The following is a 25,609-nucleotide window of genomic DNA, read 5'->3' as shown; positions in this document are numbered from 1 at the left end:
CTTTGACGAAAGGAAAGTAAGCAGTTAGATTAGCGACAATCACTCATTAGTTGCGTGTATTAAATCCGCTCTTTTTTGCGTTTATGAAACGGTCTGTTATGACGATGTGGACGCCTTGAATTATAGAAAGATCATTAAGTTATGCTGTCCATTGAGCGAATATATACTCTATACAAAGATCGAATACTGGCCTTTTTCATCACTAAAAGAATCGATCGGGATAAGGCGGAGGACTTAACTCAAGATGTGTTTCTTCGCTACCATAAGGCAAACTATGATGTAGATGAAAACGCTGTTAAATCATTGCTATTTCGCATTGCTAAAAATATTTTCATCGACTATTTGCGGAGTTTAAAAACCAGTCTACCCCAGAATGTGGTAGTTAAAAACAATGCCGATAACGATGATGAACAAGAGTTTGTGGATGAGACAGTGGATATTCCTCGCTCCATTGATGCCCAAAAAGAATTGACTTCAGTTATAGCGATGTTGCAACTATTACCCCCTAAGTGCCGGGATGTTTTTATTGATTTTAGATTTAGAAGCTTATCGCAAACAGAGATCGCCAAGCGACACAATATTAGCCTTAGCATGGTAGAAAAACACGTTTCTACTGCCTTGGAACGTTTGAAAACCAGAAAAAGCTGAGGAAAAAGTGTGATATCACGTTTTATTATTATAAGCAGTAGTGTGAACTTAATATTTTGTAAGGATATTTTGGTCAATTATGGTTAATAGCTCTTCAATTCTATTCAGAGCCGCCGAGTGGGCGCGGCGATTCGATATTGGCGAAATCGATGAGTCTGATTGGCAAGATTTTGAGAAATGGTTGGCTGAATCGGACGAGAATCGTCAAGCATTTGAGCAAGCTCAAGAAGTATGGCTGGAGACATCTGTAAGTGATCAAAACTTATCAGAAGTTTTGGCTTTATCTTCAGGTTCGCAACCTACTAAACCTTTTTATGTCGTCATTAAAGAATGGTTTACTTTGCCTAAGTCTTTAACCTCGGCATCAATAGCGTCGGTTCTTGTCGTTATTTTGTGGTCATACTTTTCACTTAACAAGGCGTCTACCGAAAATGAATACGTTTTTATTGAAACGACAGAAGGCGAATCTCGTCAGGTTGAGTTAGAAGATGGTAGCTTATTATCTATTAAACCTAGTTCAAAGTTGGCTTATCGATATTCAACACAATTAAGACATATAACATTAACTGAAGGAGAGGTATTTTTTGATGTGGAACCTAATCCTACAAGAACCTTTGAGATTAGTGCTGGCGACAATACAATTAAAGTATTAGGTACGTCGTTTGATGTACAGTATGTTAATGGCAGAGTCAATGTTGAGGTGACTAAGGGAGTTGTAAGTGTTACGCCGACTGGGGCATTTTCATCACTACGTTTGACTGTTGGGAATAATGTTTCTATTGAAAATGACGACCGTATTATTCCGTTTAATAATGCCTCTGCAAATCGTTCCGGTGCTATTGTTTTTGAAAATCAGACGCTAGTAAATATACTCAAAGATCTTGATCGATATTTTCCCGAAAAGCTCATCGTCAGTTCGATTAGTGGATATGAATTATATAGCGGAATTATTTATCTCGATAATTTGGGGACAGTGTTAACACAGTTGAGTTTAATTTCTGATATAGAGATCTCATTCACTGAACAAGCAGGTGTGCAAGTTAAGAAAAGTTAGCTGACATAATGGTTTTTTAAGGATTAGTAAGCAAATATTATCCCCATAATGTATTAAATCAAACGCATAGCAAATTAGCTATGCGTTTTTAGATTCCTTGGTTTTTATCTATCAAACTGCATAGACGTCAGGTGCCTTTTGCAATTCGGTAGATGCTCACATTTCATTTTTTTTAAATAATTCAATAGTTGTTTAGGGTGGTCGGTCTGGATCATGCTAAAACCCATAGCTAAAAACATCCCCCAAACTGCATCAGGGTTTTTCAGTGCTTGTGCATCGCCTAGCCCTGCGCTAGTCCAGCCTGTCAAAGAATTTAGCCAAGATCTCACACCATTTTGTCTAGCTAACTGACTAATCTGATATGCAAAATCTAAGGAATCAAAAATAAATTCTGCAGCTATTGGATGGGTCTCTAGCTGCGCCCGATAGTCAATGGCAGAAAAGTAATTTTTAGATTGATATGCCTTTGGATGTGCTAAAACAGGCATTGATAATACTTGGTTAAAAGGTGTTTGCAGGGAAAGCGCGGTGTCGCTAGGTTTAAGCCATTTTTTCATTAAAATATGGTCTTGTGTGTCGGTACGTTTTAATACATTGAAAGCATCGTTAAAGACATCTGCTTTGGCATCTAGATTTACCAATATCTTGTCTTTTGCGACTAACATTGCTTGTTCAAAGGTGGGGATACGTTCTCCAGTAATTGGTGCATTCTCACCACCAAACTTCGTTTTTAGGGCAAGTTGGGTGAGCTCATCATAGCTATAATCACTTACCTTTCCTTGACCATTTGTGGTTCGCTCAAGGGTGTCGTCATGCATTAATATTAAAACTCCATCTGCAGTCTTCCTTACGTCTAGTTCAACCATATCAACTCCTAATTCAATACAGTCCGTGATAGCCTTGATTGAGTTTTCTGGCGCGTTAGCGGTACAACCTCGGTGAGCAATAACAAAAACGTATGGATCGTCATATGTTGTGATTTTTTGACGTAAAAGTTGAATGTGAGAGGTCGAATCGGGTGAGTTATCCGTTGGTTGTGCGTTACTGATTAAAGTCAAAAAGATGGTAAGTACAAAAGTGGTTTTTTTCATAGTTTATATGCCCGTATATTATCTTGTAGTAAGGACTAAAACGATATAAATGAATAAACCCACATCTTCTATTTAGAAATGTTGACCAGAACAGTATCAAACTTGAGTATTTAGTAAATGCCACCAACCTTTCTGAATATCGTGAGGTAGTGTAATTTTCACTAGTAATAATTCCAATATTACTCACGTAGTACTGATTAGTTAATTTGGAGGTTAAGAGATAAGAGAGGGAGTAAATATTTACGTGTCCACAACAGATACATTTTTGGTGTTTTCTTCAATTATATCAACGATTGGCGACATAAAGTGTTCAATTATTGTTTCTTTTAATTGTCTCTGAGCCAACTCAGTTTTCCAATGATCGCTATTGTTGGCGGCATGTTCGCGCAGTTTACCGATTTGTTCGTTAATTACTCCGTTAATGCTCTTTTTTATGTCTTCCATCTGAGCTTCGATTTTTGTTTGTTCAATTGTCATGTTAGCAATGTCTTGTTTTTTTAGAGTAATGATTGGAATTAAGTATTGGTATAGTAATAGGGCTCGGCGTGAGTTTTTCGTTTTCAGTGAAAAACGTATTTCACGAAGAATTTTTTTACCTTCTACTAGAAGCATTGGGATCATGAATCTAAAATAAAAAGTTTTATGACGGTTTACGATTAGGTATGGGAGAGAATATGACACTGTGTGCACCTTAGTGTGACACATGCCGAATTAGCTTTAAATTAAAAAGGCCTAACCCATTGATAAATCAAAGAATTAGGCCCTAATTTGGTGCTGGCGGGAGTTGAACTATTAGTTTTCATATGTTTTTCAAGGCTTTAAGTAATTATTTTTCAGTTTAATGGCTTCTCGTGTATGACACTACTCGCCAATTGTTTTTTCGTTTCTAATAATTGAGATTCAAATTCTGCCTTATCAGACGGGCTATCGCAACTTTCAATTAAAGTTTCAATTACCCTCGCTTTTCTAGAGTACTTCATTTCATGAAGAGCTGTATGGATATAGAATGCCGTGAAAGAAAAAATATAAGTTACTAAAATTGATATAAAAGAAGATAAAAGTGACAGGTTTACCTTAGTTAAATAAGCTTTCAAAGCACTATTCGGATCAATGTTTTCGGAAATAGTAAGCAGAGTCGATAATACCGCGGCTGTAATAATCGATGCGCTTATGACATTTTTTTTACTTCCTCCGCTTGCATTTGCGCTCATAGAATTTGCTTATGCTTTAGGATGGCCTTCCATAGAGGATCTTCATCTTCAAGAAACAATGTAACGTTTTCTGTTCGTCCTTTTTTATCCTTAATTTCTACTTTTACACGTTTGTGCGTAGCAAAGAAAACTAAAGTTGGCCATAAATACAGAAGTAAAATTAAAGCAAAAACTATGAAAAGTAATAATGTCATAACAATTTACCTTGGTCTCCACTGACCGGTATATGTTCTAATATTTCAATTATACTGTATGTATAGACAGTTTTCCCTGTATGTTTTGCTTTTTGTGCATAATAAGAAATTCGAGCTTTGAGCAAGTCATCTTTAGAAAACTTTTCTTGGTTTAATGAAACGCGTTTTAAGAAATGTGTATCGATAATTGTAGCTGAGATTGTTTTCTTTTTGTCTGTTGTAGATATTAGTTTCCATTTCGCTTCAGGATTATAACTCAGTGTCTCAATGTAAAAAACATCTTCAAACTCTCCTTCATCAAGTATCGTTTTATGGGAACGCTTAATAAATAAATTTCTTGCTTCCTCTTTATTAATAGTGAAACTACTCTCTGAATTAGAGTTTAATTCAAATGTTTCTAATCCATCTTTTAGTAAGGGTTCTGATAATTTTGCGATCCCAACTCTAATGTTTTCGTTCGATAAAATAGCATATTCTATTTCATCCAATAATACGCTTTCCTCATCAATTTCTAATGCGTATCCCTCTTTTGTTTGAGTTATTTTTATTACAGCATCGTTAAAGCGAAGTCGCTTTAAGAGTTTTATAACGGTCACAATTGCTTGCTGGACTTTTTTGAAATAAACAACATTTGTTATATTGGTTTGAGTTTCATATTGTAATCCGACAAGTCTAAGCAACCACTTCAGAGAGCCCTGCTCAAATCCTTTTGATGCTTCATTCGCATCTAGGTACAACGTAATATCCAATTTATCACGATAGATTTTTTGTGCTTCGTTAAATGCTTCTTTATAAATCGAATTTAAGGCCAAAATACTTGAGGCTACTAACTGGGAATCCATAGAATGGTTAACAATTAGTTCACCTTCACCATCATAGGAAATATTAAATAACTCTTCGTATTTTGTGGACATTTCAACTCCTTTTTTTTGTTTTAATTAGCTATCCATCTACCATATGTTTTTCTTATCATCCCCCAGTCAGCATGCCCCATTTGAGACGCTACCCACATTGGGTTTTTGCCTTCTGATAACATCATTGAAGCAAAAGTGTGGCGGCATTGATAAGGATAACGGTACGTAACGCCTATACGCTTGAGTGTTGGCATCCAAACATATTTTCGTAACCCGTCAGCATATTTGTACGTGGTTTTGGTTTTTGGGTCAATAAACACTCTAAAATTATCGTAATATTTTGAATTTTTTATAGAATTTAAAGCTTCAATTGCTTCAGGTAACATTTCAATTTTTCTAATGCTTCCCTTGGTTTTAGGTTCTTTTTCTTTACCTAAAGTGATGTTTTTTCGAATATGGGCCAGCCCATTTTTTAAATCTATATCTTGCCAGCGTAGGGCTAATAGTTCGCCAGTCCTAAGCCCTGTCCAAATAGCGAACTGAAAAAATTCTCGATAGGGCGTTTCTAAAGCAGCTAGTATTTTAGTTATCTCATCTTGTGTAAAGGGTTCAGGCTCTTCTTGGATTACTTTGGAACGCCTAGTTTTTTCAATTGGATTCACGTCAATGACTTCGTCCAAATATGCTTCTTTAAATATTTGATTTAAAATACTACGTATATGGTTGATTGTTTTACCAGCTAGATTCTGTGATTTTGCCCAGTCGTGGTACATACTAGGAGTGAATTCTCTCAATGTAATATCCCCAAAATTTTCTTTGATATGGGTTCTATATTTTTGGCCGTAATCCCTAATTGTTGTGTGTGACCAGTTAGCCTGATGGCGACCAAACCAAATACTTGAATATTGATCTATCGTGAAAGAATCGGATTCACACTTAAACGCTTTTCGTAAAATTTTACTATGAGGATAATTTTGTAGTGCTCTTTTATCATTCCGATAGATTGCTTCATAGAATATCCCTTCAAGTCTATTCACTTCAGTCAAACTAGACTTACTATGTCTAAATTTAATTGTTTCAATAAATCTTTCATTATCGAATGAGAAATCAATTTTATACCCATTTTTAACTTCTTTAACTGTCACTTTATTTTCCTTCTATCCATTTATTAATCATTTCGACGTTCATCATCAAACGCCCATCGGGTGCTTTGATGTAATGAATGGTTTTATGCCAAACACCTTTTTTGACTTTGTTGCGAATAGCTTCTGGTGTGTAGCCTGTTAATTCTGAAAGTTTGTTTGTTGTGACGTACATCTAAATACCCTCGTATGAAATTCAGGGCTAGAATGGGCTGAGTAGGTCTGGTAAAACAGGTGTTATACCCGTTCATAACCCGTTGAAAAAAAGGATAGGGAATGTCTGAAAGTCAAGATATACAAGAGTTGCGTAATGTATTACTTGTTGCGAAAAAATATTTTAAAGACAACCGTAATACATTGAAAATGGCAGAAAGGTTGTTAAGTGAAATGGTCGATAAGTCTTTTGAATTTATTAAGCATGATATTGATATTCCTGATATTCGGTTTACACATGAAGAACTCTTTCAACTAGTTTGGCCGAAAGCAAAATCTCCAGACAAAGCCCCGTCAACAATTAGAAATTATCGACCTCAGCTTATTGACCTACTGGAAGATGATTCGAGCTTGTCTCAATTTATGATTAAGTCAGGTTGCGAATATCTATTGGACTTTAATACCGATGATGTAAAAGGAGGGGCAAAGACGACTCATGGATTAATTTTAAAAAGTAGCGCACAGATCCAAACACATAAAGCCTCTAATGTTGTTTCTTACAAGGTTGTGAGATTACCTAAACCTACATGGTGGATGAAAAGTTTAATGAAAATAGAACTTGAAGGTAGAAACTCCTTTTGGTTTATTTTCGTAGCGGTTTTGTGTGTACTTTCAATTGCGTTAGTCCCTTATTTTGTTTTTAAAGGCTCAGCTAGCGGGCTTTCTGCTGGATTATTGCTAGGGGTAATTATTGTTGTGGCTAGTAGTTTATTATATAAAATTTATGACTTGATGGAGAGAGGAGTATCTAAATCACCCGACATATTCACACCATTTAGGATAAGAAACCTATTTTTTGTGACTACCCGAAAGCCTAAAGATGAATCAGAGGCAACGAGACCAAAGGTGATCGAGTTATTAGCTTTTGAGGGACGTTGTGGGTCGTGTGGTGATGACCTATTCATTGAGAAAAGTAGAGAGTTTAAAGGCCGCTATGTCGGGAGGTGTGCAATTGCTCCTCAAGAACATGTTTTTAGCTTTGACCATATTACTAAAACAGGTAAATGTTTGAGGTAGTAACTTCATTGTATCTTCTCTGAGGCGGTACGGGCTCCTCTATACAATGAATTAAGCTACGTGTTGGTAACTTCTTCGCTGGTAGGGTAACAATGATTTAAATGAGTATTTTAAGTCTGAATTAACTCCCCAAGCCATTGCCAAGGCATCACTGCTATTTACAGTTTTTGATTGGCTATGTAGTTTAAGGGGAGGTAATACATGATCTCTAACTTGTTGCTTAGACGATAAAGGTGTACATGAAAAACGAGATAATTTATCTAAAACAAAGCCTGCTTGGGCAACATTATCGCCTGAGAAACAATCAGTAGTAGGAACAAAATTTTCATACCAAAATGCCAAAGCGACCTCCTTTAACCATTCTGAGGCTTTAGGGTGCTCTGGATTGAGTACTAATTGTTCAAACACGTGTTGTAAATTCTGCATTTGCTCTATTGTCTTAAGTGAACTAACTATTTTCGCATTCGATTATAACGTGACTAATATTTAACCGCAATTTTTCTGGATTGATTGAATAACCAGAAGCTTCTACTGCAAGCTCTTCAAATTCCTCAAGGGTGAAATATCCTTTTTTATACAAAGCGACTATATCAGTGACATCATCGGCTTGGCAGCGTTCAAGTTTAGAAATAGCAATATCTATCGCAGAAACTAAATAGACATGTAAAACAGTGTTGCCTGTTGAAAGTGGTATGACGCGTTCTTTGTAGTCAGGGTGTAAGGTTGGCAAACCAACATTAAAGGTATCATCTAAACTTAATACTTTGTCACCTTCTAACGGGTCTGTGTAGTATACGTCGTCTACTTCTAAAATTAGTGAGTGGGTATCTAGCTTTTTAGCCGAACTAATTTCAATATCAACATCATCACTGCCTCTTACATTGGTAAATAAATGAATAGCGCATCCACCAAAAATAAACGCTTTAATTGCCCCGTGTGTTTGAGATTCGTTTAAATGAATGACTAATTTTTCATTAAACTTTTCGAATAGTTCAAAAATAGCAGAGGCTAATGGCGTGTCAGTATATAAGTTCAAATTAATCCTAAGACAGTTGAAATAAATAGTTAGCCAAGAGTGTAATGTCTTGGCTAAACAATTACCAAATTGTTAAAGAGCTAAATTCCTAAAATATTTCAGGTGACGACATAAAACGTACAGCACCAAATTTCTCTCTCGCGGATTCCATCGCCAATTGGTCTGAGTCGTAGGGGCCACTGAATTTAACTTCGTTACCAATGTTTGCGGTGATTACCCATTGTCCTTTGCCCAACTGAAGCAATGGAAAATCTACCTTTGAATTTATCTCTCGTTGTATATCTCTGTTAACAGAAGACACCATGCAGCAAAGCCCCTCTTCTGGCAGTTCAAATGGGGATTCACCCTCGGCCCTTGCTTTGTTGTAGCCGAAATACTGGATTAATACAGGGTCTTCTATATGTTCATCGTTTGTAACTAAGGCCCTTTGCTTAGATAAAGCTTCTTTAACCTGTGAAGATATAAGGCAGCATTTTTTGTACTTTTTGCCACTACCACAAGGGCATATTTGGTTTCTTTGTATTTTCATATTTACTCTTTTTTTAGTTTTAATTTGTACCGTACAGTTATTTACACAAGTCCAAGGTCAAAGCGACCACCCGCTGAAGATTGTCCATTCGCGCAAGTGTGCGCGAGTGGACAATCGTCATCAGGTGGAGACGGTTTTATAGTCCACAGTTTGCGTTTGATAGGGACGAAATTATTCCCAATTTTGAATCCTGTGATTTGAGAGGACAATGATTGACCATAGCGACCTGTGCGAAATACTAGTTCACCGGTTTCATAATCAATGTCACTTGGAGGCAAGTCATATTCAAGTTGAATAGGGCGTTCTAGTCGAGTTTTATTGATACCACCCATGAGCATCACGTAAGCCGCCCAATTTGACGCATCGGCTGCCATGCGGCAAGCTTCTAGTTCTTGATTCTCTTGTGCTTCTGCGCGACGTAGTTGTCGCCACAATGTCACACTTGGGCCACCAATGAATTGAAACTGGCGAATACCATTGAGGTTTGCCCACGCAGTTATCCGCTGAGCTGATGATTTGGCTTCATTGCCGTATGAGTCGGTTTTGATAAACTCACCATCAATATTTTTAGCCACATATTTAGCTATATAACCAGCCGCATCACCTTTGGCGGGATCGATAGGAACGCATTTATATCTGTGTTTTTCAGCCCCAGCCTCTTTACCATCTTCCTGCATTGCATAGTGTTGAATTATTTCTCTTGAACGCTTGCGGAATTCTGGGGCTGTAAATAGCAATAAATGCCAATGCGGTGTTCCATCATGATGAGGCTCACTCACTCTTATGCCGTATATTTTAATTTGCTCTCTTTCTAGTTTTGCGCGAATACGAGCCCATACGTTGCAGAGATAGTTGTTTGCTTGTTTTGACGTTGTATTGTCATATTTATAATTTTTAATTCCAGTCGTGCTGTGTGAGTGCATTTTTGAAGGTGTAGTGATGGTATAAAAATCGCCTACGTCACCATTAAATTCTGCAACTTCTTCAAAGCCTCTTATACGAGTCATCATTTCACATCGACGAATTGCAGGATTTGATACATTTGTTTTTGCTATGTCAGCTAGAGAAAATGTTTGACCATCTTCATTTTCGATAAACGTATTTTCTAGGTATTCTTGCGATTGCTCTTTATGCCAACGCCAATTATCGCGAGCGGTATCGCTACAGTAGATACCTTTTGATTTATTAATGATGCCAGTCATACGCCTAACTTGTTCAATCGCCCTAGATGAAGCCACGCGAATTTTCTTGAGCCAGTAGTCTTCACAGCAAAGCATATTGAGGTTAACGCTAATATCAGAATTTGCAGGGATGCCAAGTTTGTAACGTGACATGAGTTGGGATGACAGTTTGTGAGCAAACCGTTCTGGAAAGGTTCGCTTGAATCGAGCGCATATTTTTGATTTTTCTTCAGCAAATATATGGTGATTTTGACTATCGACCAGATTTAAATCGTCTATTAGTGAGTGTTTCTCAATTTCCAACAAGAAAAGGTTGGCTTGTATATAATCCGCTTTTTCACTGATTCTTAAGTATTCGCGTGCAACTTCATTACATACAGGTAAATGATTTTGAAAGAACTTAGCACGGAACTTACGGCATTCTTTTGTGCCAATGCCCTGCGTTATTCTGTCGGAATAAGTGTCAGCCTCGCGACATTCAATGACATATTTAAGCCATTCTGAGGACTTATCAGGACTTTTATAGACCCAGAGGTGGGCTAAAGGGTTGTGGCTGTATGCCTTGGTATGAAAGGGATGTGACGGTCTAGAAGGGTCTAGACCGTCATTCAGTTTGGTGGAGCTGGCGGGAGTTGAACCCGCGTCCAAAAAACGTCAACCGTCGGTACTACATGTTTATTTTGTCTTTTATTTAACTACGTGGAACTCCGACAAACAGGATTTCGTTGCAGCTGGCCTAATACTATTTCGCGGTTCACCCTTAGACAAGGTTCCCTCGCTATCCTGCTGGGATGACCTTCCGAACCTCTACTAGCAGAAAGAGTATGAGTGGAAGGGCACTGCCGGTTATTAAGCGGCTAGTGCGTAGTTTTCGTCGTTTGCGACTATTTAAATGCGGCTTTTTACGAGGCAAACCGCTCCTCGACATGCACCTAAAGCGTCTAGAGTCTTGTCGAATCCAAAATCAGCCCCAAGTTGTTGGTTGCAAACTACCAACTTGTACATTCTAGCATAAGCTGGTTAGCCGTGAATACAGTGTTTATAGAAATCTTGTTACAAAGCTTGTGTGAAAGTTAATTCAGCTATTATATCGGTTACAAATCAAGGGAATACGGTCATTGAAAACATTAGAACACAATCGGTCTTAAAGTCTTTCACTTTGCTTAATTGCTGAGTGGCGTATTACAAAGCGCTTATGAGCTCTAAAATTGACTAGGCGGTACAAAAGTCAGCACAAAAACGAAATTTTATAAAATACCTCGACTAAAAAGGGGATTACCCCCTTTTTCTGGTTTTAGACAATATTTGGCTGGAAAAACAGATTGAACTAACCATAGATCAATATATTTGAAGTCTAAGCGTTACGCCTTGTGTTTCATCATTCGCTCTTTATCACGGGCCCAGTCACGATCTTTCACTGCGTCGCGTTTATCGTGTTCGTGTTTACCTTTACCTAAGCAGACTTCAACTTTTACCCAGTTTTTCTTCCAATACATGGCTGTGGTAATAATTGAATACCCTTGGCGTTCAACCGAGCCAATTAACTTGTCTAGCTCACGTTTTTTTAGCAACAATTTACGCTTGCGGGTGGCATCACATACCACGTGGCTAGAGGCTTGATTAAGCGCTTGGATAGTTGAGCCAATGAGAAAAGCTTCACCCTTTTCAATAGTGACGTAACTTTCTGAAATATTAACTTTACCAGAGCGAATACTTTTTACTTCCCAGCCTTGCAATGCCATACCGCATTCGAATTTATCTTCAAGGTTATATTGGTGGCGGGCTTTTTTATTAAGCGCAATGGTGTTATTTGTGGATTTGGAGTTCTTTTTATTCATAGGGCGGTATTATAGAGATTGTATGAAGTGGTACAACAAAAATTCTATGCTATTGAAAAAGTAATGGATCTAAATGACTTATGTTAATCTACCGCGGTTTTAAATCTTGACCAATTAGGGAGTGTGAATGGCCAATGTATCTCGCAGTGCGCTAGTTGCCTACAGTGCTGAATCGATGTTCGATTTAATTAATGATGTTCAACTGTACCCAGAGTTTATCCCTGGATGTTCAGATACTAAGGTTTTGCATCAAGATAATGACAATATGCGAGCTTCAATTCTTATTTCAAAGGCTGGTGTTAACCAATGGTTTACGACACATAACACCTTAAAGCGGGGCGAGTATATTCAAATGGACTTGGTTGATGGTCCTTTTTCACAATTGACGGGGGGGTGGACAATTAAGGCCCTTAGTGAGTCAGGCTGTAAAATAGAGTTAAACTTGGATTTTGCCTTTTCTAGTAAGTTAGTTGAAATGGCTTTTGGGCGAGTATTTAATTCGATTGCTGCGAATATGGTGATCGCCTTTACCGAGCGCGCTAAACAGGTTTACGGGTAAAATTTATGACAGACCAACAAATATCATTAGAAGTAGCCTACGCTACGCCAGAAAAACAAGCCTTACTTGAAGTTGTGGTAGAACAAGGTACAACAGTGCAACAAGCTATTTTGGCGTCAGGAATTATTAAACGTTTCCCAGATATTAATCTTGATGTTTTAAAAGTGGGAATTTGGAATCGTGCCTGCAAACTGTCCGACCTACCCAAAAAAGGTGACAGGATAGAAATCTATCGACCACTGATTGCCGACCCTAAAGAAGCCAGACGCCGCCGCGCTGAAAAAGCAGTAGATGAGGGCAGAGCCAATAAAGTGACGGGAGGAAGAGCCAAAGCGGCTGTGAATAAGGAGTAATGGTTTTGTGGTGTTGTTGCTACTACCTATGAAATTGGGGTTGGCAAATTGAAGTTGGCGAGTCACGTTTGCGCTCGCCATGATTCAGCTAGATTGATAGGACAACTTAGTCAACGACTTACAATTCGTAAAAAGCATCCACCAATTTACCAATTTTTACATCTTTCACTATGGAATGACTATTCATTAAGGTTTCCAAAGCAGTTCGGTCTTCTTCTGTGGCATTGCCATAACGATCTGCTGAAGTGACAAAGCCTTCAAAAGTCTCGCTGTCATTCTCTATTGTCATATAAAGATGTTGAGTACTGACTAATTCTTCTAAACTATCAAAAAACAGTCCATAGTCGGATTCTGATGCTTTGTCTAAGGTACAACTAAATTCAAAGCCTAATATGGCCCATTCGTCTAAATGCATTTTTTTTCGTTGACGTCTGTTTCTGCTTGGTTCTTGTGACATGGGGTTACCTGTAATAGCTTAAAAGGGTGAATAGCAATCATCTTGCGCGCTAGAGTATTTAACGGCACTAAGTGATTATTGGGCGCATACTACCAGTTTTTGCTATTTCGTATTGAAGAAAAGTTATCAGAAGGCTATTTAAAAAGTATTCACTCTGAAAAAACCAAATAGGCCGCAGTTATTGGTCATCAGTATTCATGCAGAGCTTTAGATTATTGCTCTCTAAAATCGTAATCCTAACGCCTCGCATAAAAATTTTTGGAATGGTTGTGCACGACCGAAACGGCTGGCCACCATTTTGCAAAAATCAACCTGATACAAATCATTTTCCGTTAATTGGCATATCGCAATAAAGTCTTTGCGCTTTATTTCTTCAATTAAGTCATGTTCTTTTTCATAACCTTTAGGTGGACGTGTCAGTTTAGTGCCCGCCAGTTCGAAGAATTCGCTAAAGGGTTGATGTTCAATTGCGTCTACATAAGGTCCTGGCTTAGTGACTATATGGTCTCGTATGGCCGCTAAGGAGTCTCTATCAGGATGCCAAGTACCAACGCCCAAAAAGATATCATCTGCGGCTATGTGCAAATAGAAACCTGGCGCATGCACATCTTTACCCACTTCATGACGAAACTGTATGCCAACATTGGTTTTGTATGGGGACTTATCTTTTGAGAATCTGACGTCACGATAAACGCGCATTAGCGAACCGCCTACTTTCTTAGGGCTGGCCTCGTAGTGGGGAGAAATTAATTTAATCCACTGATCCATTTGTTCGATAAAAGCCAGTGCAGGGGTACGAACATTGTCTTCATATTGTTGTTTATGATCGTTAAACCAATCTCGTTCATTATTCACTTCGAGTTCTCTTAAAAACTTAAGAAGTGATGGATCAAAATGTGTGAACATCTAGCTTTTCCTTAATACTTCTTACGTTGCAAACCTGTTGTGGCTAAAATTTTCGCTGAAATCTCTTCTATTGAGAAACGTGTGCTGTTTAGAAAAGGGATTTTTTCTTTGCGATACAAATTTTCTACTTCACGTAATTCCATGCGACATTGTTGCAACGATGCATATTTGCTATTGGCCCGTCGTTCTGAACGTATTTGGTGCAATCTGTCAGCTTGAATTGTCAGCCCGAATAACTTGTCCTTAAAGCGCCTTAATGATGCAGGTAAACGCAATATGTCACCCATGTCGTCTTCGGTAAAAGGATAATTAGCGGCTTTAATGCCGTACTGCAACGCCAAATATAGACTAGTTGGGGTTTTACCAGAGCGAGAGACGCCAACTAAAATGATATCGGCTTCGTGATAATCTTTGAGGTTGGAGCCATCATCGTTTGCTAACGCATAATTGACCGCTTCAATTCGAATGTCGTAAGTTTTTTCATGAATACTGTGTGTGCGATGTTTTTCTGGCTTAGATGGCACCCCTAATACCTTTTCTAGTGGCGCAACAAATTGGTCGAGAAAATTGTAATTTATGCCTACTGATTTTGAAATGATCTTGCGAACTTCAATATTGACTATAGTGTAAAACACTAGCGGTCTTTGATCGTCATCTTGAAAACTTTCAGATATTTTCCGAACGACCTCTTCTGCCTGATCTGCGGTTTCGACGAAGGGAATAGTGATGTGTTTGAACTCAATCGTAAACAGGGAGAGCAATGCGTGGCCAAACACCTCCGCAGTAATGGCCGTTCCGTCCGAAATATAATAGGCAGTTCTCAAAACATTTCCTTAACAATGGTGTAATTTAATTACGAAAAATAATAAAATTTTACTTTTATAACAACAACATTCTAAAATCCCCTTAACGACTATTAAGTGGTTATAAGGATCTCGTTTTTTATGCTGATATTAACAGATCAAACTAAGACGATTTGCCTAACCTAACACGATTATTAAATTAGCAAACAATCATTTGGAGAAAGTGAGAATGCAAGAACACGTTTTGTGGTACCAACAATTAGGAATGGGGGATGTTGGGATAGTTGGCGGCAAAAACGCGTCGTTAGGCGAGATGATTTCAAATCTAGCCAATGCAGGAGTGCAAGTTCCTGGAGGATTTGCGACCACAGCTCATGCATTTAATTTATTTCTCGAACAAAGTGGCTTAGAAGCACGTATTCATGTTTTGTTAGACGAATTAGATGTAGAAGACATTGCCGCGTTAGGAAAAGCTGGCGAAACTATTCGCAATTGGATAATCGAAACTCCCTTTCTACCTGAGTTAGAAAATGCCATACGCAGTGCATTTGAAACCTTGCAAGGTGAAGCCGGAGATGAAGCGTCTTTTGCGGTACGTTCTTCAGCAACAGCGGAAGACATGCCTGATGCTTCTTTTGCGGGTCAGCAAGAAACCTTTTTAAATGTTAAAGGTTACGACGCAGTTATGGTGGCCATCAAACACGTCTTTGCTTCATTGTTTAACGACAGAGCAATTTCTTACCGAGTACACCAAGGGTACGACCATAAAGGTGTGGCATTGTCGGCAGGTATTCAACGAATGGTTCGCAGTGATTGCGCGGCTTCGGGTGTGATGTTTTCTATTGATACCGAGTCGGGTTTTGAAGACGTGGTATTTGTGACGTCTTCTTATGGTTTAGGTGAAATGGTAGTGCAGGGGGCAGTCAACCCAGATGAGTTTTATATACATAAGCCAACTTTAGCCAAAGGTTTTCCAGCGGTAGTGCGCAGAAACCTAGGTAGTAAACTCACTAAAATGATCTATTCAGATGACTTAGAACATGGCAAACAAGTTGAAATTGTCGATATAGATGCCGCAGACAGCCGCCGTTTCTCGCTGACTGATGATGAAATCATGGAGTTGGCTAAACAGGCTGTCATTATTGAAAAGCACTACAAACGTCCAATGGACATCGAATGGGCCAAAGATGGTTTAGATGGAAAATTGTATATAGTACAAGCCCGTCCTGAGACAGTGCGCAGCCGTGAAGACATGCAGGTCATAGAACGCTTTATGCTAAAAGGCAAAGCCAAAACTGTGTGTGAAGGACGTGCCATTGGCCACAAAATAGGTGCGGGTGTCGCTAAAGTGCTGAAAGGCGTGGAAGAGATGGACAAGATCCAACCTGGAGATGTGTTAGTCACTGATATGACAGATCCAGATTGGGAGCCAATAATGAAAAAAGCTTCGGCTATAGTGACTAACCGTGGTGGCCGTACCTGCCATGCGGCTATTATCGCTCGTGAATTAGGTATACCTGCTGTAGTGGGCTGTGGCAACGCCACGGATTCAATTGAAAATGGTGACAAAGTCACAGTGTCCTGCGCTGAAGGTGATACCGGATTCATCTACGGTGATGTATTAGACTTTGACGTTGTGACATCACGGATTGACGCCATGCCTAACATTCCCCTTAAGGTCATGATGAATGTGGGTAACCCAGATAGAGCCTTTGACTTTGCTCGATTGCCTCACGCGGGCGTAGGTCTGGCGCGACTTGAATTTATTATTAACCGCATGATAGGTGTACATCCTAAAGCCTTACTTGATTTTGATAATCAACCTGATGAATTAAAAGAAGAAATTAACGATATGATTGCGGGCTACGCATCGCCTGTTGAATTTTATATCGAAAAATTGGTTGAAGGTATCTCCACCATAGCCGCGGCGTTTTCGCCGGAAAAAGTCATAGTGCGAATGTCTGACTTTAAGTCGAATGAGTACTTTAACTTAGTGGGCGGTTATCAATATGAACCCGATGAAGAAAACCCAATGCTTGGTTTTCGTGGTGCCAGTCGTTATATTTCAGAAGACTTTCGAGAGTGTTTTGCTTTGGAGTGTGAAGCGGTAAAACGAGTACGCAATAAAATGGGCTTAACCAATGTTGAGATCATGATCCCCTTTGTACGCACCCTTGAAGAAGGTGCAAAAGTTCTGGAGTTGCTTGCAGAACAAGGACTGGTGCAAGGCGAAAATGGCCTTCGGGTTATTATGATGTGTGAGCTGCCTTCAAATGCACTTCTAGCGGACCAATTCCTTGATATGTTTGATGGTTTCTCTATTGGCTCAAACGATTTGACTCAGCTTACTTTAGGTTTAGACCGCGATTCTGGTCTGATTGCTCATTTGTTTGATGAGCGTAATCCAGCAGTGAAAGCCTTGTTATCCATGGCAATTAAAGCGGCTAAAAAGCGTGGCAAGTATGTGGGTATCTGTGGTCAAGGTCCATCTGATCATGAAGACTTAGCTCAGTGGCTGGTGGAGCAGGGCATAGATAGTGTCTCTCTGAATCCTGACACAGTGGTTGAAACTTGGTTATATCTGGGTGAGAAGCACGGACAGTAAACTATAAATAGCTAGATCTAAAAAGCCGCTTCAACGAAGCGGCTTTTTTTATGTTTTTTTAAGGGGGAGTTTAGATCTTTAGTTTTCTATCCAGAATGATCTTATCTAATTTACGAGCCGACTTAGACATGGCATTTTGACATATACGTAACCATTGTCTGGCTTTGGGTACGTCATAACTGAGCATGACTAAACCTAACAGTAAAACAAAGATCGAGCCTGGCAGAATAAAAAATACCACTCCAAATATGGCTAATAATGAGCCCAAAGTGATCCGAATTTTTTTCTTCATGTCTGTCACCCTAATTGGATTGAGATTACTTAATAAGAGTAAGACTATATCAGTTCGCTTTTTTCTGAAAATTTCAGTTGTTACAAACTATTTAATGCCGAATAGATCTAGAGACGAGATGATCATTTTAGGTATAATTAACGTTCTACTCTACTCATAAATTACTGAATTATTCCTATGCTGCCAGCGTTAGACCCTCAAGCTCTTATTGAAAATAACTACAAAGATTATTTGACCGACTTGGCCAGATCCACTTTTTCTGGTGATGTTGAATACAGTTATGGCAGTCGTTTAGCGGTATCTACCGATAATTCTATTTATCAGAAGTTGCCCCAAGCTGTTATTTTCCCAAAAAACATTGAAGATTTATCATTAATTGGGAAAACCGCCAATCCCTATCAAGACGTAAAATTTTCCGCCAGAGGTGGTGGTACAGGTACTAACGGACAATCCCTTACCAGTGGCATTATTGTTGATGTGTCTCGGTATATGAATCAAATATTGGAAGTCAATGCTGAGCAGTGTTGGGCTAGAGTGCAAGCGGGTGTAGTTAAAGATCAGTTAAACGATGTGTTAAAACCCTTGGGGTTCTTTTTTGCACCAGACTTGTCCACTAGTAACCGCGCAACCATTGGTGGCATGATCAGCACCGACGCTTCAGGTCAGGGGTCCTTGGTGTATGGTAAAACCAGTGATCATATCTTAGCCCTTACTTCGGTAATGGCCGATGGTACCATTCTCAACACCGCCCCAATGGCCATTGATGATGCTAATGTTTTAAGTCAAAAACATACACCAATCGCAAAAATTACCAAGCAATTATTAGATACCTGTGTCGGTCAGCGGCAACAAATTTTAGAAAAGTTTCCCCGCTTAAATCGGTTTTTAACCGGTTATGACTTAGAGCACACTCTGAATGATGAGCTAAGCGAATTAGATATTAGCCGTGTTATAACAGGCTCTGAAGGCTCTCTTGTTTTTGTTGCTGAAGCGAAAGTTAACATCACACCTATCGCTAAGTTTAAAGCACTCGTCAATGTTAAGTATAACTCTTTTGAATCTGCCTTAAGGCATGCTCCTAGTATGGTTGCGGCTAATGCAACATCGGTAGAAACGGTCGACAGTAATGTACTTAATCTCGCTAAGCAGGACATTATTTGGCATTCAGTTGAGAACTTAATTACTGAAGTAGAGGGTAAAACTGTACTTGGCTTAAACATGGTCGAATACAACAGTAATGATCAGGCTGATATAGAACAGAAAATTGCTACTTTGAGCGCCCACTTAGCCTCTGCAGAAAATTTAGGAGTCATAGGTTACCAAGTGACTTACGACAATAGCGACATTCAGAAAATTTACGCTATGCGTAAAAAGTCGGTAGGTTTATTAGGAAAAACCAAAGGTGATAAAAAGCCCATTGCTTTTGTCGAAGATACAGCGGTTCCACCAGAGAATTTAGCCGATTTTATTATGGAATTCCGAGCGTTGTTAGATAGCCATGGATTGAAGTACGGTATGTTTGGACATGTGGATGCAGGCGTACTACATGTGCGCCCCGCCTTGGATATGTGTGATGCTGAGCAAGAAGCCTTGGTGCCACAGATTTCAGACCAAGTCGTGGCATTGGTGGCTAAATATGGTGGATTATTGTGGGGAGAACATGGTCGAGGGTATCGCAGTGAGTATGGAGCAGCGTTTTTTGGTCAGGCGTTATTTGCAGAGCTTCGAAAAATAAAAACCGTGTTCGATCCTCACAATAAAATGAATCCAGGAAAAATCTGCACGCCGTTAGAATCAGCAGACTCTTTAGTGACAGTGTCTGATAAAAAGCGTGGCGAGTTTGATAGGCAAATCCCCATTGAGGTAAGAACATCCTTTGAACCCGCCATGAGCTGTAACGGCAATGGGTTATGTTTTAATTACGATACAACTTCACCTATGTGTCCCTCTTTCAAAGTAACGGGCGATAGGCGTCATAGCCCTAAAGGCAGGGCAGGCATGGTGCGCGAATGGTTGAGGTTATTGTCTAAAGAAAATATTGATATCAACGCGCTGGAGCACAATGAAGATCCGCCAACTTGGTTTGAACGTTTTAGAAATAGTACAGATAAAAACATTGCCCATGACTTTTCACATGAAGTGTTAGAAGTGATGGAAGGCTGTTTAGCCTGCAAAGCGTGCTCTAGTCAATGTCCAGTCAGTGTTGATGTGCCAGGATTTAGGTCGCGCTTTTTAAGTATGTATTATCAAAGATACATGCGACCTGCCAAAGATCTCCTAGTGGGGAATATTGAAAAGATGGCGCCTTTGATGGCCAAAGCGCCTGGTTTTATCAATTTTTTTCTACGTCAAGGCTGGGTCAATCAGGCCATACGTAAATCTGTGGGTTACATTGATACACCCATTTTATCCCAGCCAACCCTAAGTCAAAGGTTGAATAATAGTGCTTCGCAGCAATTTGACTTGGGAGAACTACAGAAATTAAGCCCAGCGCAGTTAGCCAAAAAAGTCTGTATTGTGCAAGATCCCTTTACCAGCTTTTATGATGCTCAAGTTGTGGAGTCCTTGGTGCAACTTATCACCAAGTTGGGTTATGAACCTTTGTTGCTGCCTTTTATGCCGAACGGTAAACCACAACATGTTAAAGGGTTTTTGAAGGCGTTTGCTAAAACGGCTAAAACTTCGGCAGAGTTTTTGAATCAGTTACATGAATTGTCTTTGCCAATGATAGGTGTCGATCCGTCTATGGTGCTGTGTTATCGCGATGAATATTCTAAAGTGTTAGGCGATACACGTGGAGAGTTTAAGGTAGAACTGGTTCATGAGTGGTTAATGGCACTTGAATTACCAAAAATCACCGAGGGCACAACCCCCAATTACGCGCTATTTGGCCATTGCAGCGAGAAAACCGCACTACCCACAAGTGAAAAACAGTGGCAACAAATCTTCCAAAAGATGGGCTTAAATTTATCAGCTGTGTCAGTTGGGTGTTGTGGAATGGCCGGTACCTTTGGTCATGAAGCCAGTCATTTAGAAGAATCTACGGGGATTTATCAATTAAGTTGGCAACAGGCCGTGAGCCAATATCAACCAGAACAAATTGTAGCCACTGGGTATTCTTGTCGTAGTCAAGTCGCGAGGTTTGAGCAATTTAAACCTAAACATCCATTACAAATATTGGCTATGAGTTTGTAGGGTTTTGGAGTCGGAAGTAGCAAAACCACTAGGGTAAGATTAGCTGCTAATCTTACCCTAGTGTGTAAGTTCTACTCTTTCGAGATTGAAGTCTTTCAGGTTGCACAACATACTTTGTCTTGCTACACCTGCATCCATAAACACTGTGCCGACTGGTCGGAATCCTTGTTGTTGATAATAGTTAACACCTTCCAACTCACACTGCACTAGAATTTCTTGCAAACCATGCTGGTGGGCAATTTTTAGCAGTGCATTAAAGAGTGCTTGATATACTTCTGGGCACCTGAATTCAGGCTCAACTGCAATGCGACCAATTTCTCCCTTGGGAGTGATACGGCCCGTTGCGACGGCTTGATTGTGTTCGTTCACCACTAACACATGAAATGCAATGCTATCTTGGTGGTCAAACTCGTATTCCGCGGGAATACGCCATTGGCAAACAAATACTTTTTCTCTAATTTTTTTAAGCTTGTGTTGTTCGTTTCCCCAATCGACGTTTATTGCAAAAAACGCCATGTAGTCACTCCTAGTTTTCATACCCAAGGGTATTTCAATCTTCAGGGAACCAATACCCTGAGTTGACCAGTGTAGTCATTAGTTGTGTAAAAAACATACTACTTTGGTCTAGTTTTGTATCATTGAGGCAAAAATCCGCTTTATTTAGTAACTCAGTAACTAAGGCTTTGTCTGCGTGTGGCACTGAAAATGCTTCACCCTGCAAATAAAAGGTAAAATCTTGAATACTAGAAGGTTGTTGTTCAACAAAGACGGCTTTGATCCCAGGGCTTCGAAAAAAGTGCACGCCAGCTTGTAATTTTTCAGTCACTTCTTGGAGGCTGAAGTTTTGCATAAACTGCTCGTCAAACTCTTGTTTGTCGCGGCTTTGACTTAAGAAGTGGGCCGTCCAATTAGTAAAGTGATCTGTTTCTAACAGTTGCTGTAACATTTCTTTGAATCTAGCGATTTCGTGTTGTTTTATTTCACCGCTAAACTCACGAGGAGCTAGTTTTGCATCTGTATAACGCGCAGTAAATAGGTTGTTATCAATGGCAAAGTCAGCAAAGGAAGATAACATTTCTTGCTGTGAAGGCGCACGAAACCCTACTGAGTAATTCAAACATTCTTCGAGTGCGATGCCGTTATGAGGATGGTTGGCGGGGATGTAGATAATGTCACCCGGCATCAGCACTTGATCGATAACGGATTGAAACCCTGTAATTTGTGACAGGTCTTTATGTGGCGTGATTGCTTCGAAACTTCCTGGCAGGCCAACTTTCCAGCGCCTTGAGCCTTTGCCTTGAATGATAAAAACATCGTATTGATCGAGGTGAGGGCCGACACCTGCATCTTTATTTGAAAAGCTCACCATCAGGTCATCCATGCGCCAGTGTGGTATAAAATCAAATGCCCGCATCAGTTCGTCTGCCTCAGGAATAAAGTGGTCAACCGATTGCACCAATAAACTCCATGCACCCACACAATAGGCGTTAATGTCTTCAAATGGCCCGTGACTCACCTCCCAAGAATTGCGTGTTTGACTAACGATCCTTGAGTCAACTGATGGCTCTTGGCTTAAACCCGCTAAGTCATTTTCGTCTAAGGGATCAATAAAATTAGCGAAACCTTGTTTAATGACCAAAGGTTGCTTTTGCCAGTATTGTGTCAGGAATTGTTTTATATCAATATTATTTAAAGAGTACATGTGTTTCCAAGTTGTTTTTTCTGCCTAATAACCAATAAGTTGTGACCCTTCCCACACCTTTCACTTCCACATTACCGCGCTTATCGAAACGAAAATATGCCTTGGTGAGTTGGTAGGTGGATTCTGTTGTTTGGATTCTATTACATAAACCGTGACTTTCCATGCGTGAAGCTAAATTAACAGCCTCTCCCCAAAGGTCATAGCTGAATTTATTTTTGCCAATTATCCCTGCCACTACTTCGCCACAACCTATACCTATTCGTAACCCTGTGTGTAGATGGTATTTTTGGCTTATACCATCAAAAGCATCCTGCATATCCAGAGCGCAGTGGCAGCACTGCGTGGCATGTATCGAATTAATAATGGGTAAACCTCCTGCCACCATATAACCGTCTCCGCTGGTCTTAATTTTTTCTAAACCATACTTTTGGGTAAGTGTGTCAAAAATACAAAAAACTTCATTTAAGAGGTTAATTAGCTGTTTTGGTGACAGGTTTTTGCATAAGGGAGTAAAGTTTTGAATGTCGGCAAATAATATACTTGCCTGCTCAAAATAATCGGCTATCAGCGTAGGTGAACATTTTAATCTTTGGGCGATACTGCTAGGTAAAATATTCAATAAAAGACGTTCTGAGCGGTTCTTTTCTTCTGCTAATTTTTGCCAACTGCGATTGACGTTTTTCCACAGATGGTAGCTACACAAAATACAAGACAGGGCAAACAAGCTGGCACATGATAGTCTAAAAACCTGTTGATGTAACGATTGTGAAATGAGTTCGAGTGGTAAATTAAACCAGATTTCAAAACCTAAAAAACACAACGACAGGCTGATTAACAAGGCGTTCATAATGTTTTTTTCATCATTGTTAAAAAAGAAAGGGCAGATGAACACTGCTAATAGAAAAAAATACTGAATGTTAAGGTTGATTTGCCAAAGTAGGCAGGACAAAAAAATGTCTATGCTGTATACCAATATCAGGAATAATTTTGCCGTTTTGTAAGCTTTAAAAGTGTTTAATATAGGTACAAAGGTCAGTAAAATCACAGTGCCTAGAACAATTTGTAATTCGTACCAAGCGGCGTCATCCCAGAAAAATAATGCGGTGGGTAGTTGTAATAAAGACACGGCAATAATCAATATTGCGACAATGTTTGTCAAACGAATTGGATTGATGTTTTCTGATGCGAGTGGGGTGATCCCTGCATTAACCCATGTTTTGAGGGCAGCTTTAACCATTTTTAAATCCCTTTAAAAATTGGAGTGAACACTAAGTGTAGTTCACTCCATCATTTTTGGGATCTAGATTTGGACTGGTGTTGTAACCGAGTAAGCCCTTATAAAGGGCAATAAAACCTATTTTTCTAGCTGTTCAACAAACTCAATTGCGCGTCCAATGTAATTGGCTGGGGAAAGCGTTTTAAGTTGCGCTTTGGCGTTATCGGGCAATGCTAAAGTATCGATAAAATCAGCCATGATTTGTTGGTTGATCTTTTTGCCTCGGGTTAACTCTTTGAGTTTTTCGTAAGGTTTTTCAATACCATATCGACGCATTACAGTTTGTACAGGTTCGGCCAATAATTCCCAATTGTTGTCTAACTCATTCAACAGACTTTGTTCGTTAACTTCTAGTTTGCTGATGCCTTTTAGAGAAGACTGATAAGCAATAACAGCATAACCCACACCTACACCTAAGTTTCTCAGTACAGTTGAGTCAGTTAAGTCTCGTTGCCATCTAGAAACGGGTAGTTTACTGGCAAGATGTGCAAACATCGCATTGGCTAATCCTAGGTTACCTTCTGAGTTTTCAAAATCGATAGGGTTCACTTTATGAGGCATAGTAGACGAGCCAATTTCGCCAGCAATGGTTTTTTGCTTGAAGTGACCCAGAGCAATATAACCCCACACATCTCGGTCGAAATCTAACAAAATGGTATTGAAACGAGCAATGGCATCAAACAACTCGGCAATATAATCATGAGGTTCAATTTGGGTAGTGAATTCATTCAAAGTGATGCCTAGGCTGTTCACAAATTCATCTGCAAAAGTATGCCAATCTAGCTCAGGGTAGGCGCTAAGGTGGGCATTGTAGTTACCCACTGCACCGTTAATTTTACCTAAGATTTGAACTTGTGCGATTTGGTCACGTTGGCGTTGCAAACGGATCATCACGTTAGCCATCTCTTTACCCATAGTAGTAGGAGAGGCGGGTTGTCCATGGGTACGTGCCATCATAGGCACAGATTTTAACTCTATGGCTAAACGTTTTAGCTCAGAAATTAATTTATCCCAGTAAGGTAAAATGACCTCATCTCGGGCTTCACTTAACATCAAAGCGTGGGACAGGTTATTGATGTCTTCTGAGGTGCAAGCAAAGTGAATAAATTCGTTCACCGCTTGTAATTCAGGGGTGTCGGCGACTTTTTCTTTTAAAAAATATTCTACCGCTTTGACGTCGTGATTAGTGGTGCTTTCGATGTCTTTAATACGCTGCGCATCTGCTTCAGAAAAGTCACTGACAATTTTATCTAATAAGGAGTTGGCTTGTGAGCTAAATGCGGGCACTTCTTGAATGCCTGCAGTGGCCGCTAATTTTTGTAACCAACGAACTTCAACGATCACGCGGTATTTTAGCAAACCAAATTCGCTAAATATGTGTCTTAACTCAACTGTTTTACTTCCGTAACGGCCGTCTACTGGGGATACAGCAGTGAGTGCAGATAGGTTCATG

26 protein-coding genes and 1 other RNA gene are annotated in these 25,609 nt (G+C 39.5%); 7 read left to right on the top strand and 20 right to left on the bottom strand.

Annotation, left to right across the window (positions count from 1 at the left end; genetic code table 11):
- The first annotated feature begins 141 nt into the window (after positions 1-141).
- Together AAC000_RS10340 and AAC000_RS10335 are read left to right on the top strand one after the other, a co-directional pair.
- Positions 142-648 carry an RNA polymerase sigma factor gene (locus AAC000_RS10340; RefSeq protein ID WP_339722428.1) on the top strand — a complete coding sequence of 169 codons (507 nt, stop codon included), beginning with the start codon at positions 142-144 and terminating at the stop codon, positions 646-648.
- 79 nt (positions 649-727) lie between these two features.
- Entirely contained in the window at positions 728-1,702 is a 975-nt protein-coding gene (locus AAC000_RS10335) for a FecR domain-containing protein (protein ID WP_339722426.1), read from the top strand.
- 104 nt (positions 1,703-1,806) lie between these two features.
- Here the strand turns inward: AAC000_RS10335 and AAC000_RS10330 are convergent, their stop codons facing one another.
- The 6 genes from AAC000_RS10330 to xisR form a co-directional block, all read right to left on the bottom strand.
- Positions 1,807-2,793, bottom strand: a complete 987-nt coding sequence (locus AAC000_RS10330) for a glycerophosphodiester phosphodiesterase family protein (RefSeq protein WP_339722424.1) — start codon at positions 2,791-2,793, stop codon at positions 1,807-1,809.
- 240 nt (positions 2,794-3,033) lie between these two features.
- On the bottom strand, positions 3,034-3,270 hold the full coding sequence (locus AAC000_RS10325; RefSeq protein WP_339722423.1) for a hypothetical protein: 237 nt from the start codon (positions 3,268-3,270) through the stop codon (positions 3,034-3,036).
- A 356-nt stretch (positions 3,271-3,626) separates the two neighbouring features.
- Complete coding sequence (locus AAC000_RS10320) at positions 3,627-4,004, bottom strand: hypothetical protein (protein WP_339722422.1); 378 nt, start codon at positions 4,002-4,004, stop codon at positions 3,627-3,629.
- Between the two features lie 190 nt (positions 4,005-4,194).
- Positions 4,195-5,112 carry a hypothetical protein gene (locus AAC000_RS10315; protein ID WP_339722421.1) on the bottom strand — a complete coding sequence of 306 codons (918 nt, stop codon included), beginning with the start codon at positions 5,110-5,112 and terminating at the stop codon, positions 4,195-4,197.
- A 20-nt stretch (positions 5,113-5,132) separates the two neighbouring features.
- On the bottom strand, positions 5,133-6,197 hold the full coding sequence (locus AAC000_RS10310) for a tyrosine-type recombinase/integrase (RefSeq protein WP_339722420.1): 1,065 nt from the start codon (positions 6,195-6,197) through the stop codon (positions 5,133-5,135).
- 1 nt (position 6,198) lies between these two features.
- A complete protein-coding gene (xisR, locus tag AAC000_RS10305) occupies positions 6,199-6,369 on the bottom strand; it encodes an excisionase family protein (protein WP_339722418.1) in 171 nt (56 codons plus the stop codon).
- Positions 6,370-6,470: 101 nt separating this feature from the next.
- On the opposite strand from xisR, the gene AAC000_RS10300 reads away from it, so the two are divergent.
- Positions 6,471-7,424 (top strand): hypothetical protein, encoded by a 954-nt coding sequence (locus AAC000_RS10300; RefSeq protein ID WP_339722417.1) that lies wholly within the window; start codon positions 6,471-6,473, stop codon positions 7,422-7,424.
- A 51-nt stretch (positions 7,425-7,475) separates the two neighbouring features.
- Here AAC000_RS10300 and AAC000_RS10295 read toward each other — a convergent pair whose 3' ends face one another.
- From AAC000_RS10295 to smpB, 6 genes are all read right to left on the bottom strand, one after another.
- Positions 7,476-7,850, bottom strand: coding sequence for a hypothetical protein (locus AAC000_RS10295; protein ID WP_339722416.1), 375 nt, complete (start codon positions 7,848-7,850; stop codon positions 7,476-7,478).
- Positions 7,851-7,872: 22 nt separating this feature from the next.
- The gene (locus tag AAC000_RS10290; protein ID WP_339722414.1) at positions 7,873-8,460 is read right to left on the bottom strand and encodes a DUF6036 family nucleotidyltransferase; all 588 of its coding nucleotides are present in this window, start codon (positions 8,458-8,460) and stop codon (positions 7,873-7,875) included.
- An 88-nt stretch (positions 8,461-8,548) separates the two neighbouring features.
- A complete protein-coding gene (locus tag AAC000_RS10285) occupies positions 8,549-8,989 on the bottom strand; it encodes an SEC-C metal-binding domain-containing protein (protein ID WP_339722412.1) in 441 nt (146 codons plus the stop codon).
- 41 nt (positions 8,990-9,030) lie between these two features.
- A complete protein-coding gene (locus tag AAC000_RS10280) occupies positions 9,031-10,818 on the bottom strand; it encodes a replication endonuclease (protein WP_339722410.1) in 1,788 nt (595 codons plus the stop codon).
- Positions 10,785-11,142: a transfer-messenger RNA gene (ssrA, locus tag AAC000_RS10275) on the bottom strand. Before ssrA ends, AAC000_RS10280 begins: the two co-directional genes overlap by 34 nt.
- 389 nt (positions 11,143-11,531) lie before the next feature.
- Entirely contained in the window at positions 11,532-12,008 is a 477-nt protein-coding gene (gene smpB / locus AAC000_RS10270; protein ID WP_339722409.1) for an SsrA-binding protein SmpB, read from the bottom strand.
- Positions 12,009-12,135: 127 nt separating this feature from the next.
- Here smpB and AAC000_RS10265 point away from each other — a divergent pair, with 127 nt between their 5' ends.
- A complete protein-coding gene (locus tag AAC000_RS10265) occupies positions 12,136-12,567 on the top strand; it encodes a type II toxin-antitoxin system RatA family toxin (protein WP_339722408.1) in 432 nt (143 codons plus the stop codon).
- A gap of 5 nt (positions 12,568-12,572) precedes the next feature.
- Positions 12,573-12,920 (top strand): RnfH family protein, encoded by a 348-nt coding sequence (locus AAC000_RS10260; RefSeq protein ID WP_339722406.1) that lies wholly within the window; start codon positions 12,573-12,575, stop codon positions 12,918-12,920.
- A 118-nt stretch (positions 12,921-13,038) separates the two neighbouring features.
- Here the strand turns inward: AAC000_RS10260 and AAC000_RS10255 are convergent, their stop codons facing one another.
- From AAC000_RS10255 to AAC000_RS10245, 3 genes are all read right to left on the bottom strand, one after another.
- Positions 13,039-13,377: a 50S ribosome-binding protein YggL gene (locus tag AAC000_RS10255; protein WP_339722405.1), complete on the bottom strand. Its 339-nt coding sequence runs from the start codon at positions 13,375-13,377 to the stop codon at positions 13,039-13,041.
- A 222-nt stretch (positions 13,378-13,599) separates the two neighbouring features.
- Entirely contained in the window at positions 13,600-14,283 is a 684-nt protein-coding gene (locus AAC000_RS10250) for a TIGR02453 family protein (RefSeq protein ID WP_339722403.1), read from the bottom strand.
- 11 nt (positions 14,284-14,294) lie between these two features.
- The gene (locus AAC000_RS10245; RefSeq protein WP_339722402.1) at positions 14,295-15,107 is read right to left on the bottom strand and encodes a pyruvate, water dikinase regulatory protein; all 813 of its coding nucleotides are present in this window, start codon (positions 15,105-15,107) and stop codon (positions 14,295-14,297) included.
- A 208-nt stretch (positions 15,108-15,315) separates the two neighbouring features.
- Between AAC000_RS10245 and ppsA the strand changes: the two genes are divergently transcribed.
- Positions 15,316-17,691: a phosphoenolpyruvate synthase gene (gene ppsA / locus AAC000_RS10240; protein ID WP_339722400.1), complete on the top strand. Its 2,376-nt coding sequence runs from the start codon at positions 15,316-15,318 to the stop codon at positions 17,689-17,691.
- Positions 17,692-17,761: 70 nt separating this feature from the next.
- Here the strand turns inward: ppsA and AAC000_RS10235 are convergent, their stop codons facing one another.
- The gene (locus AAC000_RS10235; protein WP_339722399.1) at positions 17,762-17,983 is read right to left on the bottom strand and encodes a tellurium resistance protein TerC; all 222 of its coding nucleotides are present in this window, start codon (positions 17,981-17,983) and stop codon (positions 17,762-17,764) included.
- 177 nt (positions 17,984-18,160) lie between these two features.
- Between AAC000_RS10235 and AAC000_RS10230 the strand changes: the two genes are divergently transcribed.
- Positions 18,161-21,178 (top strand): FAD-binding and (Fe-S)-binding domain-containing protein, encoded by a 3,018-nt coding sequence (locus tag AAC000_RS10230; RefSeq protein WP_339722397.1) that lies wholly within the window; start codon positions 18,161-18,163, stop codon positions 21,176-21,178.
- A gap of 57 nt (positions 21,179-21,235) precedes the next feature.
- Here the strand turns inward: AAC000_RS10230 and AAC000_RS10225 are convergent, their stop codons facing one another.
- The 4 genes from AAC000_RS10225 to purB all read right to left on the bottom strand — a co-directional run bounded on the left by AAC000_RS10225 (position 21,236) and on the right by purB (position 25,608).
- The gene (locus AAC000_RS10225) at positions 21,236-21,694 is read right to left on the bottom strand and encodes a GNAT family N-acetyltransferase (RefSeq protein WP_339722396.1); all 459 of its coding nucleotides are present in this window, start codon (positions 21,692-21,694) and stop codon (positions 21,236-21,238) included.
- A 34-nt stretch (positions 21,695-21,728) separates the two neighbouring features.
- A complete protein-coding gene (locus tag AAC000_RS10220) occupies positions 21,729-22,880 on the bottom strand; it encodes a cupin domain-containing protein (RefSeq protein ID WP_339722394.1) in 1,152 nt (383 codons plus the stop codon).
- A complete protein-coding gene (locus AAC000_RS10215) occupies positions 22,864-24,117 on the bottom strand; it encodes an adenylate/guanylate cyclase domain-containing protein (RefSeq protein ID WP_339722392.1) in 1,254 nt (417 codons plus the stop codon). Before AAC000_RS10215 ends, AAC000_RS10220 begins: the two co-directional genes overlap by 17 nt.
- A 117-nt stretch (positions 24,118-24,234) precedes the next feature.
- A complete protein-coding gene (gene purB / locus AAC000_RS10210) occupies positions 24,235-25,608 on the bottom strand; it encodes an adenylosuccinate lyase (RefSeq protein ID WP_339722391.1) in 1,374 nt (457 codons plus the stop codon).
- Position 25,609 lies beyond the last annotated feature (1 nt).

This window comes from uncultured Paraglaciecola sp. (genome assembly GCF_963977085.1).
GTDB lineage: Bacteria > Pseudomonadota > Gammaproteobacteria > Enterobacterales > Alteromonadaceae > Paraglaciecola.
Note: the sequence above shows the minus strand (reverse complement) of the source record. Positions and strands in the feature narration are given on the sequence as shown.